The sequence below is a fragment of the Pseudomonas sp. 3-2 genome (genome assembly GCF_019710535.1).
Lineage (GTDB): Bacteria > Pseudomonadota > Gammaproteobacteria > Pseudomonadales > Pseudomonadaceae > Aquipseudomonas > Aquipseudomonas pharyngis.
In genome coordinates this window covers 5,802,660-5,820,851 of record NZ_CP081200.1, presented here as the reverse complement: position 1 = coordinate 5,820,851, position 18,192 = coordinate 5,802,660, and the positions used below count along the sequence as shown (strand labels likewise).

The 18,192-nt window shown below is 59.7% G+C and carries 13 protein-coding genes and 1 tRNA gene; 3 read left to right on the top strand and 11 right to left on the bottom strand.

What is annotated here, in order from left to right:
- Nucleotides 1-29: 29 nt before the first annotated feature.
- The 5 genes from K3819_RS26495 to rpsU all read right to left on the bottom strand — a co-directional run bounded on the left by K3819_RS26495 (nt 30) and on the right by rpsU (nt 8,572).
- Nucleotides 30-106 (bottom strand) — tRNA-Ile (locus K3819_RS26495).
- A gap of 15 nt (nt 107-121) precedes the next feature.
- Nucleotides 122-3,868 carry a bifunctional diguanylate cyclase/phosphodiesterase gene (locus K3819_RS26490; RefSeq protein ID WP_221398212.1) on the bottom strand — a complete coding sequence of 1,249 codons (3,747 nt, stop codon included), beginning with the start codon at nt 3,866-3,868 and terminating at the stop codon, nt 122-124.
- Between the two features lie 125 nt (nt 3,869-3,993).
- Nucleotides 3,994-5,841 carry an RNA polymerase sigma factor RpoD gene (rpoD, locus tag K3819_RS26485; protein WP_039768067.1) on the bottom strand — a complete coding sequence of 616 codons (1,848 nt, stop codon included), beginning with the start codon at nt 5,839-5,841 and terminating at the stop codon, nt 3,994-3,996.
- 67 nt (nt 5,842-5,908) lie between these two features.
- Nucleotides 5,909-7,876 (bottom strand): DNA primase, encoded by a 1,968-nt coding sequence (gene dnaG / locus K3819_RS26480; RefSeq protein ID WP_085612938.1) that lies wholly within the window; start codon nt 7,874-7,876, stop codon nt 5,909-5,911.
- A 480-nt stretch (nt 7,877-8,356) separates the two neighbouring features.
- Nucleotides 8,357-8,572: a 30S ribosomal protein S21 gene (rpsU, locus tag K3819_RS26475; protein WP_002551877.1), complete on the bottom strand. Its 216-nt coding sequence runs from the start codon at nt 8,570-8,572 to the stop codon at nt 8,357-8,359.
- A 199-nt stretch (nt 8,573-8,771) separates the two neighbouring features.
- On the opposite strand from rpsU, the gene tsaD reads away from it, so the two are divergent.
- Nucleotides 8,772-9,797 (top strand): tRNA (adenosine(37)-N6)-threonylcarbamoyltransferase complex transferase subunit TsaD, encoded by a 1,026-nt coding sequence (gene tsaD, locus K3819_RS26470; protein ID WP_221398211.1) that lies wholly within the window; start codon nt 8,772-8,774, stop codon nt 9,795-9,797.
- Between the two features lie 23 nt (nt 9,798-9,820).
- Here the strand turns inward: tsaD and plsY are convergent, their stop codons facing one another.
- Entirely contained in the window at nt 9,821-10,390 is a 570-nt protein-coding gene (gene plsY, locus K3819_RS26465) for a glycerol-3-phosphate 1-O-acyltransferase PlsY (RefSeq protein WP_064599851.1), read from the bottom strand.
- A 74-nt stretch (nt 10,391-10,464) separates the two neighbouring features.
- Here plsY and folB point away from each other — a divergent pair, with 74 nt between their 5' ends.
- A complete protein-coding gene (gene folB, locus K3819_RS26460) occupies nt 10,465-10,821 on the top strand; it encodes a dihydroneopterin aldolase (protein ID WP_085612937.1) in 357 nt (118 codons plus the stop codon).
- Complete coding sequence (gene folK, locus K3819_RS26455; protein ID WP_085612936.1) at nt 10,812-11,330, top strand: 2-amino-4-hydroxy-6-hydroxymethyldihydropteridine diphosphokinase; 519 nt, start codon at nt 10,812-10,814, stop codon at nt 11,328-11,330. Before folB ends, folK begins: the two co-directional genes overlap by 10 nt.
- A gap of 39 nt (nt 11,331-11,369) precedes the next feature.
- Here the strand turns inward: folK and K3819_RS26450 are convergent, their stop codons facing one another.
- The 5 genes from K3819_RS26450 to glpE form a co-directional block, all read right to left on the bottom strand.
- Nucleotides 11,370-12,599, bottom strand: coding sequence for a multifunctional CCA addition/repair protein (locus tag K3819_RS26450; RefSeq protein ID WP_221398210.1), 1,230 nt, complete (start codon nt 12,597-12,599; stop codon nt 11,370-11,372).
- A gap of 63 nt (nt 12,600-12,662) precedes the next feature.
- Nucleotides 12,663-14,225: a SpoVR family protein gene (locus K3819_RS26445; RefSeq protein ID WP_064599843.1), complete on the bottom strand. Its 1,563-nt coding sequence runs from the start codon at nt 14,223-14,225 to the stop codon at nt 12,663-12,665.
- The gene (locus K3819_RS26440) at nt 14,222-15,493 is read right to left on the bottom strand and encodes a YeaH/YhbH family protein (protein WP_064599841.1); all 1,272 of its coding nucleotides are present in this window, start codon (nt 15,491-15,493) and stop codon (nt 14,222-14,224) included. The genes K3819_RS26445 and K3819_RS26440 overlap by 4 nt, the downstream gene beginning before the upstream one ends.
- Before the next feature lie 119 nt (nt 15,494-15,612).
- Nucleotides 15,613-17,535, bottom strand: a complete 1,923-nt coding sequence (locus K3819_RS26435) for a PrkA family serine protein kinase (RefSeq protein WP_064599839.1) — start codon at nt 17,533-17,535, stop codon at nt 15,613-15,615.
- Nucleotides 17,536-17,832: 297 nt separating this feature from the next.
- Nucleotides 17,833-18,162, bottom strand: a complete 330-nt coding sequence (gene glpE, locus K3819_RS26430) for a thiosulfate sulfurtransferase GlpE (RefSeq protein ID WP_007959911.1) — start codon at nt 18,160-18,162, stop codon at nt 17,833-17,835.
- Nucleotides 18,163-18,192 lie beyond the last annotated feature (30 nt).

The following is an 18,192-nucleotide window of genomic DNA, read 5'->3' as shown; positions in this document are numbered from 1 at the left end:
GCCGCGCGAATGCGCGGCTTTTTCATGTTTGGTGGGCCCACACGGACTTGAACCGTGGACCAAAGGATTATGAGTCCTCTGCTCTAACCAACTGAGCTATAGGCCCTCAGTAGGCCGCGGATTATAGCGACGGTTTCTCGGCTGTGCTATCCGAAAAATCTGATACGGCTATACGAAGAAACGTCGCGGCGAACTCTTCTGGTGGCAGCGGCAGGCTGACGATGTAGCCCTGGATCTGTTCGCAGCCTTCGGCGGCGAGGAACTGTTGTTGGGCCTGGGTTTCCACGCCTTCGGCAATTACTGTGAATTGCATGCTGCGGCCCAGGGCGATGATGGCGCGGACAATCGCCGCGTCGTGCGGGTCATCGGGCAGGCCGCGCACGAAAGACTGGTCGATCTTGAGGATGTCCAGCGGCAGGCGCTTGAGGTAACTCAGCGAGGAATAACCGGTGCCGAAGTCATCAATGGCCAGTTGCACGCCGAGGTGTTTGAGCTGGTGCAGCACTGCCAGCGCCTCTTCAGCCTGGCTCATGATGAAGTTTTCGGTAATTTCCAGTTGCAGTAATTCCGGTTGCAGGCGGTTGTCCTTGAGCAGTTGCTCGATGCGTCCCAGCAGGTTGGGTTGGCGCAGTTGTGCGCCGGCGAGGTTCACCGACAGCGGGCCGAGGGATTCATAGATCTGGCCCCACTCGAACATTTGCCGGCACGCGGTTTCCAGCACCCAGTCGCCGATTTGCAGAATCATGCCGTTCTCTTCTGCCAGCGGAATGAAATGCTCTGGCGGCACTTCGCCGAAGTTCGGGTGGCGCCAGCGGATCAGGGCTTCGGCGCCGACCAGATTGTGATCGTCGAGGCTGATTTTCGGCTGGTAATAAAGGTACAACTCCTCGCGCTCGATGGCCCGGCGAAGTTCGTGTTCCAGTGCTACGCGTTCGCTGGCCTGGGCGGTGAGGTCGCGGGTGTAGCTTTCGACCCGGTTGCGGCCCTTGGCCTTGGAGCGGTACATCGCCGCGTCTGCGTTCTTGATCAGGGTCGCGACATCGCAGCCGTCGCGCGGGTAAAGGCTGGTGCCGATGCTGGCGCTGATGAAGAACTCATGCTCGCCGGCCTGGAACGGCGCGCCAAAGCAGTTCAGAAGTTTGGTGGCGATGTTGTCGGCATCGCCGGGTTGCTGCAGGCCGGGCAGCAGAATGATGAATTCGTCGCCCCCCAGCCGCGCGACGGTGTCGATGTCTCGCAGTTGCTCCTTGAGGCGTACGGCGATGCCCTTGAGCAGCAAATCGCCGACCGGGTGACCGAGGCTGTCGTTGATGTGCTTGAAACGGTCGAGGTCGAGGAACAACACCGCGCCCTGGCCGCCGTTTTCCTGCTGACTGTTGAGTGCCATCAACAGGCGGCTTTCGAACAGCGTGCGGTTTGGCAGGCCGGTGAGCGGGTCGTGATGGGCCTGGTAGTCGAGTTTGGCCTGGGCGTGCTTCAGGCTGGAGATATCGGCGAACACCGCGACGAAGTGGGTGATGAACTTGTCGCGGTTGCGCACGGCGCTGATGGTCAGCCAGCTTGGGTAGAGCTCACCGTTCTTGCGCCGGTTGGAGATTTCGCCCTGCCAGTGGCCTTCGTCGGTCAATTGATGCCACATCGCCGCGTAAAACGCGCTGTCGTGCAGTCCGGAGGCCAGCAGGCGCGGAGTGTGACCCAGCGCTTCGCTTTCGCTGTAACCGGTGATTTCGGTGAAGGCGCGGTTCACGGCACTGATATGTTGCTGGGTGTCGGTGATCAGCACGCCTTCGGCAGTGCTCTCGAACACGGTTGCAGCCTGCTGCAGTTTTTCCTGCATCAAGTGGCGTTCGGTGATGTCCCGGGCGATGGTCAGCATGCAGTCTTCGTCGCCGATCGGCAGTGGACGGCTGGAGACCTCGCAGAGCCGGATCTGGCCGTCGCTGCGGCGGATGTGGCAGCTGAAGTCGCGAACGAACCCGTCGCGGTGCAGCAGATCGAGCATTTGCTTGCGTTCGTTGAGGTTGACCCAGATGCCCAGGTCCAGCGCCGAGCGATCCACCGACATGGCGCTGTTGAAACCGGTGATGCGACTGAAACCTTCGTTGACCTCCAGCAGCAGGCCATCGCTCTGGCGCGACAGCAGCAGACCGTCCGGCGAGGCGTGGAAAGCCTTGGCGAACTTTTCTTCGGAGGTTTGCAGTTGCTGCTGGGTTTCCTTGAGCTGGGTGATGTCGCGCACCACCACGACCAGCGCCGGTGTGGTGTCGAGCTCGAAGGGTTCTGCGGAAATCAGCCCGGTGAACACCTGACCATTGTTGCGGCGAAAGGGCATCTCCAGGTTGCGAATGCTGCCGGCCTGCAGTCGCTGAAGCAGGCCGGGACCAACACCGGGAATGCCCCAGATGTTGAGTTCGGTGGCGGTCTGGCCGATGACTTCTTCGGCCTTGAGCCCGATCTGCTCCTCAAAGGCTTCGTTGACCTCCAGCAGGCAGCCGTCGGAGAGCCGTGCAATGACCAGGATGTCCGGGCATTGCTGGAATACCGACGCGAACTTCTGTTCCGACAGGCGCAACGCCTCTTCAGTGCGTTTGGTTTCGCTGATGTCGATCATCAGACCGCGCATCACCGGTTCATGGCCATGTTCGATCAGGCTGACGATGTCGCGCACCCACAGGCAGCGGCCGTCAGCGGTGATCACCCGGTAATCGAGGCTGTGGTCGCGTCCAGCCAAGACTTCGTGATCGCAGAAGCTCTGGGCGCGGGTCAGATCCGCCGGGTGAATGATATTGCGCCAGAAGCCCGGAATCAGCCAGTGAGACAGCGGATAACCGAGCAGATCTTCGGCGTGGGGCGAAACATAGCTGTAGGTGAAGTCACTGATCCGCGCTTCCCAGGCGATGGCCGAAAGACTCTCCACCAGTCCGCGATAGTGGTATTCGCTACTGCGCAGTTCCTGTTCGAGGTCGATACGCCGGGCGATTTCCGAACTGAGGCGGCGGTTGATGCGGATCACCACCGCCAGCACGATGACCAGAAGCGAGAGCCCCGGTACACCGTAAACCAGCAGATCGGACCAGAATGTCCGGTGATCGAGGACGTTGCCCACCCAATGTTCCTGAATGCTGCTGATTTCCTCCGGGGACATATCGGCAAGCACCTTGTCCAGAATCCCCACCAGCATTTTGTTGTCCCGAGGGACGCCCATCGCCAGTTGGTAGCGATAAGGGGTTTCGCCGCTGACATACAATCCATCCAGTTTGAGCTGGCGCAGGCTCCAGACGCTGGAGGCCAGATCGCCGACCACGGCGTCCACTTCATCGGTGGCCAGGGCCTGCAGCGCAGAGCTGACGTTGGGCATCGCCACCAGGTTCAGGTCGGGATGATGGGTGCGCAGCAGTTCGTGGGGCGCGTAGTTTTCCACCACGGCGATTTTCAGGCCGTAAAGCTCCTCGAGCTTGCGCGGTTGTGGGCCGCCGACGTGGGCGAGGATGACGATCGGAAAGTCGAGATAAGGGCGGGTGAACGACAGGTAGCTCTGGCGTTCCGGGGTGGACATGATGCCCGGCAACAGGTCGATCTTGCCGTTTTTCGCCTGTTCGAGCACTACGGTCCAGCTCACCGGCTCAATGGGCGTGAGTTTGATCGCCAGGCGTTGGCGAATCACATCGATATAGTCCGCCGCCAGGCCCTGATAGCGATTCTGGTCGTCGCGGAACTCGAAGGGTGGCCACGATGCATCGACACCCAGGCGCAGGTCCGGGTGAGCCGCCAGCCAGCTACGTTCTTCATCGTTCAGAGTCAGCGCGTCAGCCGTTGCGGTCCAGATCATCAGTGGCAGCAAAAAAAGCACGGACGCCAGTCTGGGCATAACGGTCTCGTTATGGCTCGGGGGAATGTTTCGAGTGTAGACGGGCTGTGCGCGGGGGAGGGCGGAGCTGAGTATTTAATCTGCCCTATAAACAAAACCCCCGGCCTGGGCCGGGGGTTCTGGTATCACTCGTCGAGGAAGGAGCGCAGATGCTCGCTTCGCGTCGGGTGGCGAAGCTTGCGCAGCGCCTTGGCTTCGATCTGACGGATCCGCTCGCGGGTCACGTCAAACTGTTTGCCGACTTCTTCGAGCGTATGGTCGGTGTTCATGTCGATACCGAAACGCATGCGCAGTACCTTGGCTTCACGGGCAGTAAGGCCGGACAGTACTTCGCGGGTCGCTTCTTTCAGGCTCTCAACAGTGGCGACATCGATTGGCGACTGCATGGTCGAGTCTTCGATGAAGTCACCCAGATGGGAGTCTTCGTCATCACCGATCGGGGTTTCCATGGAGATCGGCTCTTTGGCGATCTTCAATACCTTGCGGATCTTGTCCTCAGGCATTTCCATGCGTTCACCCAGCTCTTCCGGGGTCGGTTCGCGACCCATTTCCTGCAGCATCTGGCGGGAAATGCGGTTGAGCTTGTTGATCGTCTCGATCATGTGCACCGGAATACGGATGGTGCGGGCCTGGTCGGCGATCGAGCGAGTGATCGCCTGACGGATCCACCAGGTGGCATAAGTCGAGAACTTGTAACCACGACGGTATTCGAACTTGTCCACCGCTTTCATCAGACCGATGTTGCCTTCCTGGATCAGATCGAGGAATTGCAGGCCGCGGTTGGTGTACTTCTTGGCGATGGAGATCACCAGACGCAAGTTCGCTTCAACCATTTCTTTCTTCGCGCGGCGGGCTTTTGCCTCACCGATCGACATGCGACGGTTGATGTCCTTGATCTCGGCGATGGTCAAACCGGTCTCGGTTTCCAGCGCGGTCAGCTTCTGCTGGCAACGGATGATGTCCGGTTGCACGCGAGCAATGGCTTCGGCGTACTTGCTCTTGCCTTTGGCCAGGGCGTCGGACCAGCTTTCGTCGACTTCGTTGCCCGGGAACTGGCGCAGGAAGTCGGCGCGAGGCATACGTGCATCACGTACGCAGAGTTGCATGATCGCGCGCTCTTGCTGACGCAGACGATCCAGGGCACTGCGAACACGCTCGACCAGGGCTTCGAATTGCTTCGGCACCAGTTTGATCGGCATGAACAGCTCGGCCAGGGCCAACAGTTCGGCAATTGCCGCCTTGTTGTGACGACCGTGCTTTTTCAGGGCCTTGCGGGTGATTTCCATCTGGTCGGCGACAGCACCGAAGCGCTGTGCGGCAATGACCGGATCCGGACCGCTTTCGGCTTCTTCTTCGTCATCGGAAGCTTCGGCGTCGTCATCGTCGTCGGATTCTTCGGCTTTCGCCGCTTTCGCGTCGATCGGCGGCGGCACTTCGGCGGCAGGCGGCGCAATGCCGTCGTCCGGGTCGATGTAACCGCTCAGAACGTCGGACAGGCGACCACCCTCGGTAGTGACGCGAGTGTACTCGGAGAGAATATGGTCAACCGTGCCAGGGAAGTGCGCGATGGCGCTCATCACTTCACGGATGCCTTCCTCGATGCGTTTGGCGATTTCGATTTCGCCTTCACGAGTCAGAAGCTCGACCGTACCCATTTCACGCATGTACATGCGCACCGGGTCGGTGGTGCGACCGATATCGGTCTCCACCGCCGCCAACGCAGCGGCTGCTTCTTCCGCAGCGGCCTCGTCGGTATCGGCGTCGGCCAGCATAAGGGCGTCCGCATCCGGAGCACTCTCGTGTACGGGGATCCCCATGTCGTTAATCATGCGGATGATGTCTTCCACCTGCTCCGGATCTGAAATATCCTCGGGCAGGTGGTCGTTGACCTCGGCGTAAGTCAGATACTTCTGCTCACGACCCAGTTTGATCAACTCAATAATACGAGACTGCTGTTGCGCTTTTCCGGACATAACACCCTATCCACTGAAGGTCTTGGCGGGCAAAAAACAAGCCGAGGATTATACCTGAGCTATGACCTCACGCGCCAGTTGAGGTCGGGTTTGATGCGGAAACATTGCGACTTAAAAGGTCGCGCAGTTGATTTTTCTCTTCGGCGCTCAGTTCGCTTTGACGCGCTTTCCTGAGCAGTTGTTCCAGATTTCGCTCGCGTTGGCGGGCTGACAAGCTAGTAATGGTGTCGAAAAACTGTTGTTCAAGGTTGTCTCCGTCAATCAGCCATTCCTTTTCCGCCAGCGCCTTTAGCAAGCGGCCCTGTTCGGTTCCGTGCCATCGCGCGATCAACTGAAATGAGTTTAGCTTGGGATTCTTCTGTACGGCTTCGAGCAGTGCCACCAGCAGTTGTGCGTTGGTCTGGGTCTCGTCCGCGAAGTGCCCGGCGTCCTCGACTTTCTCCGCCAGTTGCGGGTGATGCAGCAAGGTTCTCAGGGCGGCCAGGGTCGGTGGTTCGACGGCGGCCGGCACGCGTGGGGCACGGGGCTGGTCGCGATCGCCGCCACGCTTGCCATTCTTGTCCCACGGTTTCTTGTCCCATTTCTTGCCGCCGGCACCGGGTTTCTTCGGCGTCCATTCCTGCTGCGGCACATACATGTCCTGTGCCTGCGGCTGATGGTAGTCGCTGTAGTCCGGCATGGCGTCATAGTCGATGCCCGGGTCGTAGGCCGGCGGTGCTTCCTGCGGCGCGCTCTGGGCCAGTTGGCTGACGCTTTCACTGCTCAGGCCGGTGATCTCGCTCAGGCGCTGACGCATCAGGATGCGCAGGTTGGCGCCAGGGACCTTGTCGATCAGCGGTGCTGCGAGCGTGGCCATGTGGGCCTTGCCCTCCAGCGAGCGCGGGTCGGCTTCTTCGGTCAGTTGCTGGAAGAAGTAGTCCGCCAGCGGCTGTGCGTGCTGATTGATCCGGGCGCGGAAGGCGTCAGTGCCCTCGGCGCGAATCAACGTATCCGGGTCTTCGCCTTCAGGCAGAAACAGAAAGCGTGCACGGCGCCCGTCCTGCAGGCAGGGCAGTGTGGCTTCCAGTGCGCGCCACGCGGCATTGCGGCCAGCCTGGTCGCCGTCAAAGCAAAACAGTACGTTCGGCACGACGCGAAACAGGCGCTTGAGGTGTTCTTCGCTGGTGGCGGTGCCCAATGTCGCGACGGCATTGCGCAGGCCTTGCTGGGCCAGGGCGATGACGTCCATATAGCCCTCGACGACGATGATTTCGTCGAGGTTGCGATTGTTCTTGCGTGCTTCGTAGAGGCCGTAGAGTTCCTGGCCTTTATGGAACACGGGGGTTTCCGGCGAGTTCAGGTACTTTGGCTTGTCGTCGCCGAGCACTCGGCCGCCGAAAGCGATGATCCGCCCGCGGGTGTCGCGGATCGGGAACATCACGCGATCGCGAAAGCGGTCGTAGCGTTTGCCGGTTTCGGCGTTTTCGATCAGCAGGCCGGCATCGATCATGGCTTTCTGCTGCAAGGTGTCGCTGCTCAAGTGTTTGAACAGGTTGTCCCAACCCGGTGGGGCGAATCCGAGGCCGAAGTCCCGGGCGATTTCGCCGGTCAGGCCGCGCCCCTTGAGGTAATCCACTGCCGCCTTGCGTGCCGGATGGCTCTTGAGCGCCTGTCGATAAAAGTCGGCGGCGGCGGTGAGCAGTGGATAAAGTGGCGAGTCGGTCGGCTGGCGCGGTTTGTTCGTGCGACCGCCTTCTTCCCGTGGGACTTCCATGCCGGCGGCTTTGGCGAGGTCTTCGACGGCCTGAGGGAAGTCCAGGTTATCGTGATCCATGAGAAAACCGAGGGCGTTGCCGCCGGCGCCGCAGCCGAAACAGTAATAGAACTGTTTGTCGGGGCTGACGCTGAACGACGGGGTTTTCTCTTTATGGAACGGGCAGCAGGCGGTGTAGTTTTTGCCGGCCTTCTTCAATTGCACGCGCGAGCTGACCACGTCGACGATGTCGGTGCGGTTCAGAAGGTCGTCAATGAAGCTCTGGGGAATCAGCCCGGCCATGGCGTTCTCGTCTGCGCTGTAATGGATCCGATGCGAAAGGCGGCCAGACGCGGGTCAATGAGTGATGCGCGCACGTGGGGCGGCTCGACCGGTGTCGTTTGCGTAATCGCTGTCGGGAAGTGTATCTGCCGAAAATCCACTGACGTTAGTAATCATCAGTCTTCGACTATTCGAAAATGTTGCGCTGAATCCGCTGACGGCTGGTAATCGGCCTCGGATAGCTCATGAAGCGGGCACGCAAGCAGGTGCCTTGGGCTGATCGTCGTAAGAGGAATCAGTGGGTGTGCTCGTCAGTAGCCTTGAAAGGCTCGTCAGAAAAGACGTGCACCGCTGGCAAAAGAGCCAGGCCTGACGCGGTGAAGCGGGTTTGTCTCGGTCGCATCTGCGGCTTCGACGGTGAAGCATCAAGCGTTTTACGCAAATGCCATTAGCCCGGCTGAGGGCCGGGCTTGGCAGAAGCTTGCTACGATCGTCTGTGTATTAGTACAGACGAACGGCGCGGCGCTGTTCGCGCTGAACTTTCTTGGCGTGACGCTTAACAGCAGCAGCTGCCTTGCGCTTACGCTCAGAAGTTGGCTTCTCGTAAAATTCGCGGCTACGAACTTCAGCCAGTACACCGGCTTTTTCGCAGGAGCGCTTGAAACGACGCAGAGCTACGTCGAAGGGTTCGTTCTCTTTAACTTTGACGGCTGGCATCCAGAGCTACCTTCATTCATTACCGGGGTCAACATCCTCGCGGCAAAAGAGCACTTGAAGACGTCGGTTTTTAAGGGTTGCGGATGTTAACCCCTCATCGCTCGGAATGCAAAGCCTCTGATCGAAAACCGCTGGTCGGGGCATCACGCGGCGACTATTATGCGCGCCTTCGAATTCAGCCTAAACAAGGCGCAAACCCATGCTAGTACTGGGATTAGAAACTTCCTGCGACGAAACCGGCGTCGCTTTGTACGACAGTGAGCGCGGTCTGCTGGCCGACGCGCTGTTCAGCCAGATCGACCTGCACCGCGTCTATGGCGGCGTGGTGCCGGAGCTCGCCTCGCGCGATCACGTCAAGCGCATGCTGCCCCTGATTCGTCAGGTGCTGGCCGAGGCTGACTGCGTACCGACCGAGATCGACGCCATCGCCTACACCGCGGGTCCCGGCCTGGTCGGGGCGCTGCTGGTGGGGGCTTCCTGCGCCCAGGCGCTGGCGTTTGCCTGGGGCATTCCGGCGCTCGGCGTGCACCATATGGAAGGCCACCTGCTGGCGCCGATGCTGGAGCCAAAACCGCCAGAGTTCCCGTTCGTCGCTTTGTTGGTCTCCGGTGGTCATACGCAGCTGGTTCAGGTCGATGGCATCGGCCAATACAGCCTGCTCGGCGAGACGCTGGACGATGCGGCGGGCGAAGCTTTCGACAAGACTGCCAAAATGATGGGCCTGAATTATCCGGGCGGACCGGAAATCGCCAAGCTCGCAGAGAAGGGCGTCACAGGACGTTTCACCTTCCCGCGTCCGATGTGTGATCGCCCGGGCCTGGATTTCAGCTTCAGCGGCCTGAAGACCTTCGCTCTCAACACCTGGCAGCAATGCGTCAGCGCCGGGGACGACAGCGAGCAAGCCCGTTGCGACATCGCGCTGGCGTTCCAGCAGGCCGTGGTGGAGACTTTGACCATCAAGTGCAAGCGGGCCCTGAAGCAGGCCGGCATGAAGCGTCTGGTGATCGCCGGCGGCGTCAGTGCCAACAAGGCCCTGCGTGTGTCGCTGGAGAAAATGCTCGGCGACATGAAGGGCGATGTGTTTTATGCCCGTCCCGAGTTTTGCACCGATAACGGCGCGATGATCGCGTTTGCCGGCTGCCAGCGTTTGCAGGCCGGTCAGCAGGAAAGCCTGGCGATCAGCGTGCAGGCGCGCTGGCCAATGGAGCAACTGTCGGCGCTGTAATGAGCGGCGCTCACGTGCGGTATTTAAAAATGCCGTTCGCGCCCGGCGAACAGGTCGCGTAGATTGCCCCGGTGGCGCCAGACGATCAGCAGTGTCAGCGTGCTCATCGGCAACAACGCTGCCGGTTCCTGCCACGCCAGCAGTGGCAGAGTCAGGGGTGTGGCGATCAGCGCCGCCAGCGAACTGGTGCGGGTCAGATAGAACGTCAGCAGCCAGGCGCACACGGCCAACAGCGCGGCGGGTGGATAAAGGCCCAGCAACATGCCGGCCGCTGTAGCGACGCCCTTGCCGCCGCGAAAACGGAAGTACAACGGGAACAGGTGACCGATCACGGCGCAGACGCCGATCCACGCCTGATCCTGCAGCGAAAGGCCTACAGCCGAAGCGATCAGCACCGGCAGCAGGCCTTTGCACAGATCACCCAGCAGGGTCAGGATCGCGAGTTTGCGTCCGGCCAGGCGTAGCATGTTGGTGGCGCCGGCATTACCCGAGCCACTCATTCGCGGATCCGGATTTCCGGTCAGGCGGCTGAGCAAAATGGCGAAGGACAGAGAGCCGAGCAGGTAGGCGAGGATCGCCAGTAACCAAAACATGCTAACTATTCCGGGCGAGGACGCCCTGATTCTAACGGCGCATTGCGCCCTTGTCGTGCAGCGGAGAGAAGTGCTTGGACAGAGTGTTTATCGAGGGCCTGGAAGTCGACACCGTGATCGGTGCCTACGACTGGGAGCGCGGCATCCGACAGTGCCTGCGTCTTGATCTGAGCTTCGCCTGGGACAATCGGCCGGCCGCCGCCGGTGACGACCTGACCCTGGCGCTCGATTACGCCAGTGTGTCCACGCGGATCCAGGCCTTTGCCGAGCAATCCCAGTATCAACTGGTCGAGACTTTCGCCGAACGTCTGGTTGAAGCGCTGATGAGTGAATTCAAGATCACCTGGGTGCGCCTGAAGCTGACCAAGCCAGGTGCCGTACCGGCCGCCAAGGGTGGCGTGGGTGTGGAGATCGAGCGCGGATGTCGCTGACCCAGGTCTATCTCGGGCTCGGTAGCAATATCGAGCGCGAAACCCATTTGCAGGCCGGTCTGGATGCCTTGTCCACGTTTCTGGTGGATATCCGCTGTTCGCCTGTGTTCGAAAGCCAGCCGGTGGGGATCAAGAGCGGGCCGTTCTTCAACTTCGTGGTGTCGGCTTTTACGGATCTGCCGTTGATCGAACTGGATCGCCGCTTGAAATTCATTGAAGCGGACAATGGCCGTTATGCGCCGGATCGCAAGGGCTTGCCGCTGGATATCGACGTGCTGCTGTACGGCGATCTGGCGGGCAACTTCGATGGACTGGTCCTGCCTCGGGCGGAAATCCTGAAAAATGCCTTTGTGCTGTGGCCGCTGTCTTTGATTGCGCCGGATCGGGTGCATCCTGGTGTGGGAAAAAGCTTTGCGACATTGTGGGCTGAGGCGCAGATCGATCAGGTGCTTGCACCGGTCGGATTTGAGTGGCGCGGTACTCAGCTCACGCCTTCGGGCATGCGTTGAACTGCCTGATCCGTCCTCGCAAGGGCGGATCACCTGATTTCAGAACGCTGCCGACTCCTTGTGAGCCTTTAGCGCCTTTAGCCGTTCGCGCTTGAGTGCCTCGCCCAGTTCCGGGCCCTTGAATCCCTTCTCCAGCAACGGCTGTACCGCCACGCTGCGCGCCACATTGGCCGCACCGCGCAGGTAATCGGCCTGTGGATAACTGCGCTGCTCAAGCCCTTTGCGGCCTCGGGCGTCCATCTCGCACGCGGCGATAAATTCTTCGAAACGCTGTGGTCGACGGTAAATGTCAAAGCTTTGCAGCAACTCAAGCAAAGTCGACGCTTTCAACTCCAGGGCGCGATGCCCGTGGGTGTGATATTGGCCGACCAGCAAGGCCAACTCCTGACAGTCCTTCGGTGCCTTGAAGCGTTCGTTGACCGCTTTGATCAATGTCAGGCCTTTGTGCTCATGGGCGATATGTCGTGGCCATTCCGCCTCTGGCGTCAGGCCTTTGCCGAGGTCGTGCAGCAGACAGGCCCAGCGCACGGTCAGCGGTTGCTTGTGCAGGGCCGATTGCTCGAGCACGCTCAGGGTGTGAATGCCGCTGTCGATCTCCGGGTGATGGGCTTCCGGCTGCGGTACGCCGAACAAGGCGTCGACTTCTGGCATCAGCACCTTCAAGGCGCCGCAATCGCGCAGTACCTGAATGAATACCTGGGGCTGATCTTCCATCAGTGCGCGGGAAATCTCTTTCCAGCTGCGTTCGGCGGTAAGGGCTTCCAGTTCGCCCGATTCGCTGAGCTGACGCATCAGCTCCAGGGTCTCGGGCGCCACCTTGAAACCGAGCTCCGCGTAGCGGGCAGCAAAGCGCGCAACACGCAGAACCCTGAGCGGATCTTCGGCAAACGCCGGGGAAACGTGACGCAGAATCCGTTCTTCGAGATCGCGCTGGCCATGATAGGGATCCGTCAGGTTTTGCTGATCGTCTTCGGCCATGGCGTTGATCGTAAGATCACGGCGGATCAGGTCCTCTTCAAGCGTGACCTCGGGGCTGGCGTGAAAGGTGAAGCCACCATAACCGCGACCGCTCTTGCGCTCGGTGCGGGCGAGGGCGTACTCCTCGCCGCTTTTCGGGTGAAGAAACACCGGGAAATCCGCGCCGACCGGGCGAAATCCCTTGGCAAGCATTTCTTCCGTGGTCGCGCCGACCACCACCCAATCGATATCGGTGACCGGTTTGCCCAGCAGGCGATCACGTACCGCACCGCCGACCTTGTAAATCTGCATAAAAAACCTCCGTTGGCCCGACAGGATAACCCTTGCGCCGGACTTTCGGAGGCCTGAACGGGATCAAAGATGAATGACGGCCAGGTCGAGTCGACCGTAGTCCCCCTCGCTGTGTTCGCTGCGGGGCGGAACATGATGGGTCTTCATGATCTGGTCGCCCTGCAGGGTTTCCAGATGAATGTCGAAGCCCCACAGCCGGTGCAGGTGTTTCAGGACCTCCTCGGTGGAGTCGCCCAGCGGTTTGCGGTCGTGTTGCTGGTGGCGCAGGGTCAGCGAGCGATCGCCGCGGCGGTCGATGCTGTAGATCTGCACGTTCGGTTCGCGGTTGCCCAGGTTGTATTGCGCCGCGAGCGTTTCGCGAATGATCCGGTAACCACCCTCGTCATGGATCGCCGGTACCAGCAGATCGTCCTTCTGGTCGTCATCGAGGATGCTGAACAGCTTCAGGTCGCGGATCACCTTGGGTGACAGGTATTGCAGGATGAAACTCTCATCCTTGAAGCTGCTCATGGCGAACTTGATGGTCGATAACCAATCGCTGCCGGCGATGTCCGGGAACCAGCGGCGGTCTTCTTCCGTGGGCTCTTCGCACATGCGCCGGATGTCGCGATACATGGCAAAGCCCAGGGCATACGGGTTGATGCCGTTGTAATACGGGCTGTCGAACCCAGGCTGGAACACCACGCTGGTGTGGGACGTCAGGAACTCCATCATGAAGCCGTCGGTCACCAGGCCTTCGTCGTACAGGTCGTTCATCAGCGTGTAGTGCCAGAACGTCGCCCAGCCTTCGTTCATCACCTGGGTCTGGCGCTGTGGATAGAAATACTGGGCGATCTTGCGCACGATCCGCACGATCTCGCGCTGCCAGGGCTCCAGCAGCGGAGCATGTTTCTCGATGAAATACAGGATGTTTTCCTGCGGTTCGGCCGGGAAGCGCGCGTTGTCCTTGTCGCTGTACTTGTCTGCGCCTTTGGGAATGGTGCGCCACAGGTCGTTGATCTGCTTCTGCAGGTGTTCTTCGCGATCCTTCTGCCGACGCCGCTCTTCTTCGGCGGAAATCGGGTACGGACGTTTATAGCGGTCGACACCGTAGTTCATCAGGGCGTGGCAGGAATCGAGCAGATCCTCCACGGCATCGATCCCGTGGCGCTCCTCGCACTGCATGATGTACTGCTTGGCGAAGACCAGGTAATCGATGATCGAACTGGCGTCGGTCCAGGTGCGGAACAGATAGTTGCCCTTGAAGAAGCTATTGTGGCCGTAGCAGGCATGCGCAACCACCAGCGCCTGCATGCAGATGGTGTTTTCTTCCATCAGGTAGGCGATGCACGGGTCCGAGTTGATCACGATCTCGTACGCCAGCCCCATTTGCCCGCGACTGTAGGATTTTTCGGTGCTGAGGAAGTGCTTGCCGTAGGACCAATGGTGATAGCCCAGCGGCATGCCGACCGACGCATAGGCGTCCATCATCTGTTCGGCGGTGATCACTTCGATCTGGTTGGGATAGGTATCCAGGGCATAGCGGGCCGCGATACGGGCGATTTCACGGTCGTACGTCTGGATCAGCTCGAATGTCCATTCCGAGCCGGTGGAAATGGGTTGGCGCTTCTGCTCTTTGGCGGTCATGTCACTAACCTGCGCTGGAAGAGTTCACGGAAGACCGGATAGATATCCCCGGCCGAGACCAGTTGTTGCTGGGCAAAAGTGTCGGAAAAGGCTTCGGCGATGCGCTCGTATTCGTACCACAAGGCCTGATGTTCGCGCGGGGTGATCTCCACGTAAGTGTAGTACTGCACGAATGGCATGATCTGGTTGATCAGGATGTCGCGGCAGATCGGCGAGTCGTCGTTCCAGTTGTCGCCGTCGGAAGCCTGGGCGGCGTAAATGTTCCACTCGTTGCTCGGGTAGCGCTCGGCCATGATCTCCTGCATCAGCTTGAGTGCACTGGAAACGATGGTGCCGCCGGTCTCGCGGGAATAGAAAAACTCTTCTTCGTCCACTTCCCGGGCGCTGGTGTGGTGGCGGATGAACACCACGTCGATCTTGTCGTAGTTCCGCTTGAGGAACAGGTACAACAGGATGAAGAAGCGCTTGGCGATGTCCTTGGTCGCCTGGGTCATGGAGCCGGAAACGTCCATCAGGCAGAACATCACGGCTTTGGAGCTGGGATTGGGTTGCTTGACCAGCAGGTTGTATTTCAAATCGAAGGTATCGAGAAACGGCACGCGATGGATACGCGCACTGAGTCGCTCGATTTCTGCTTCAAGATCCTGGATATCGCCGAAGTTGTCCGGCTCTTCCCGTTTCAGCCGAGCCAACTCCTCTTTGGCTTCCCGCAATTTGGCGCGGCTGCTGCCCGACAACGCAATGCGCCGTGCATGAGCCGAACGCAGGGTACGGATGATGTTGATCCGCGACGGGTTGCCCTCGTTGCTGATCCCCGCACGTACCGTCTTGAAGGTGTCGGTGCCGGTCAGGTTGCGCTTGACGAGGTTGGGCAGTTCGAGGTCCTCGAACATGAATTCGAGGAATTCTTCCTGGGTGATCTGGAAGACGAACTCGTCCATGCCTTCGCCGGAGTTGCCAGCCTTGCCTGGCCCACGGCCACCTCCGCCTCCCGGCGGACGGGCAATATGTTCGCCGGCGGTGAACTCCTTGTTGCCGGGATGGACCACCGTCTGCTTGCCGCCGCGACCATGGTGAAGCACCGGCTCGTCGATATCGCGACCGGGAATGCTGATCTGCTCACCGTGCTCCATATCCGTAATGGAACGCCGGCTGACCGCCTCTTCGACAGCCTTCTTGATGTGGTCACGGTAACGCCGCAGGAAGCGCTGACGGTTCACCGTGCTCTTGTTCTTGCCATTGAGACGTCGGTCGATCACATAGCTCATAGGAGGCCCTCCGGGCAGCTTCAAGTAGTGAGCTGCGAGCCGCAAGTGCAGGCATATGCCCTGGCATCAGGCTCATGCGCTTTTTACTTGCAGCTCGAAGCTTGTAGCTTGCAGCTGCTTTACTGCGATTTCCGGACCCGCAGATACCACTCGGAGAGCAGTCGTACCTGTTTGTCGGTGTAGCCGCGTTCGACCATTCGTGTAACGAAGTCGTTGTGTTTCTGTTGATCCTCTTTGCTGGCCTTGGCGTTGAAGCTGATGACTGGCAGCAGGTCCTCGGTGTTCGAGAACATTTTCTTCTCGATGACCACCCGCAGTTTTTCGTAGCTGAGCCAGGTCGGGTTCTTGCCGTTGTTGTTGGCCCGGGCACGCAACACGAAGTTGACGATCTCGTTGCGGAAATCCTTCGGATTGCTGATGCCGGCCGGTTTTTCGATCTTTTCCAGCTCCTCGTTGAGGGCAACGCGGTTGAGGATCTCGCCGGTTTCCGGATCGCGGTATTCCTGATCCTGAATCCAGAAGTCCGCATACAGCACGTAGCGGTCGAAGATGTTCTGGCCGTACTCGCTGTAAGACTCGAGGTAGGCGGTCTGGATTTCCTTGCCGATGAATTCGATATAACGCGGCGCCAGGTATTCTTTCAGGTAGCGCAGGTAGCGCTCGCGGGTTTCGGCCTGGAACTGTTCCTGTTCGATCTGCTGCTCCAGCACATAGAGCAGGTGCACCGGGTTGGCGGCGATTTCGTGCGGATCGAAGTTGAAGACCTTGGACAGGATCTTGAACGCGAACCGGGTCGACAGACCGTTCATGCCTTCGTCGACGCCCGCTGCATCGCGGTACTCCTGGATAGACTTGGCCTTCGGATCGGTGTCCTTGAGGTTTTCGCCGTCATACACGCGCATCTTGGAATAGATGTTGGAGTTTTCCGGCTCCTTCAGGCGTGACAGCACAGTGAACTGCGCCAGCATCTTCAAGGTGTCCGGCGCGCAATGGGCCTTGGACAGGGAGCTATTGAACAGCAGCTTGTCGTAGATCTTCACTTCGTCGCTGACCCGCAGGCAGTACGGCACCTTGACGATGTAGATCCGGTCGATGAAGGCTTCGTTGTTCTTGTTGTTGCGGAAGGTGTGCCACTCCGACTCGTTGGAGTGGGCCAGCAAAATCCCGGTGAAAGGAATCGCTCCCAGGCCTTCGGTACTGTTGTAGTTGCCTTCCTGAGTGGCGGTCAGCAACGGGTGGAGCACCTTGATCGGTGCCTTGAACATCTCGACGAACTCCATCAGGCCCTGGTTGGCCCGACACAGCGCACCGGAGTAGCTGTAGGCGTCGGCGTCGTTCTGCGGAAACTCTTCGAGTTTGCGGATATCGACCTTGCCCACCAGTGCGGAGATGTCCTGGTTGTTTTCGTCACCCGGTTCGGTCTTGGCCACGGCGATCTGGTTGAGGATCGACGGGTACAGCTTGACCACGCGGAACTGGCTGATGTCGCCGCCGAATTCGGCCAGGCGCTTGGTGGCCCATGGCGACATGATGGTGTTCAGGTAGCGCCGTGGAATGCCGAAGTCTTCCTCGAGGATCGCGCCATCTTCGGTGGCGTTGAACAGGCCCAGAGGCGATTCGAATACCGGCGAGCCCTTGATGGCATAGAAGGGCACTTTTTCCATCAGTTGTTTCAGCTTCTCGGCCAGGGACGATTTACCACCGCCGACGGGGCCGAGCAGGTAAAGGATCTGTTTCTTCTCTTCCAGGCCCTGGGCCGCATGCCGGAAATACGACACGATCTGGTCGATGCATTCTTCCATCCCGTGGAAGTCTTCAAAGGCCGGATAGCGGCGGATCACCTTGTTGGAAAAGATTCGTGACAGCCTCGAGTTGGTCGAGGTGTCGAGCAGTTCCGGTTCGCCGATGGCCATTAACAGACGCTCGGCGGCGGAAACGTAGGCACTGCGATCCTTTTTGCACAGTTCCAGGTACTCCTGCAGGGAGAATTCTTCCTGGCGTGTGGACTCGAAGCGTTGTTGGAAGTGGCTAAAGATACTCATGACGTCACCTCGCTCGATACGTGGAGCCGACGCCGGATCACTCAGTCGATGCTGGCAAGCAGCCGCTGTGGCAGCTGATTGTTTACCCCCCAGAACACTTTCGCGGTCGACAACCTTGAAAGTCACTCCCGATGACCCGTGCGCCGGTGTACCGGCTCTCCCCTGTTTTGGATGGCCTGGGCTTAAGGATAGTTGGGAATTCGGGAGGTAAAGGCGAGATACGTAATTAGTTGTGGCAAGACCGTTCGTCTGCCGGCGCAGGCCCACGGGAGCCGGGGCCTGCGCGTTACAAAAAAATTATTCGGAGGTGCCTTGCGCGGTTTCCGAAGGAAAAGTCGTACGCCACAGTTCGAAGCCGCCGTCCATGCTGTAGACGTCGGAGAAGCCCTGGCTCACGAGGTACGCCGCAGCACCCTGGCTCGAGTTGCCGTGATAGCAGACCACGACGGTCGGAGCATCGAGGTCGGCGCCCTGGATGAAAGCATGCAGGGAATGATTATCCAGATGCTTCGAGCCGCTGATGTGCAGGGCGGCGAAGGTCGCCGGGTCGCGAACGTCGACCACGACTGCACCTTGCTCGCGCAGGGCCTGGGCCTGCTCTGGGGGAATACGTTTGAATTCGCTCATGGCGGGTTCCTGTTGCTCGGCTGATAGCGC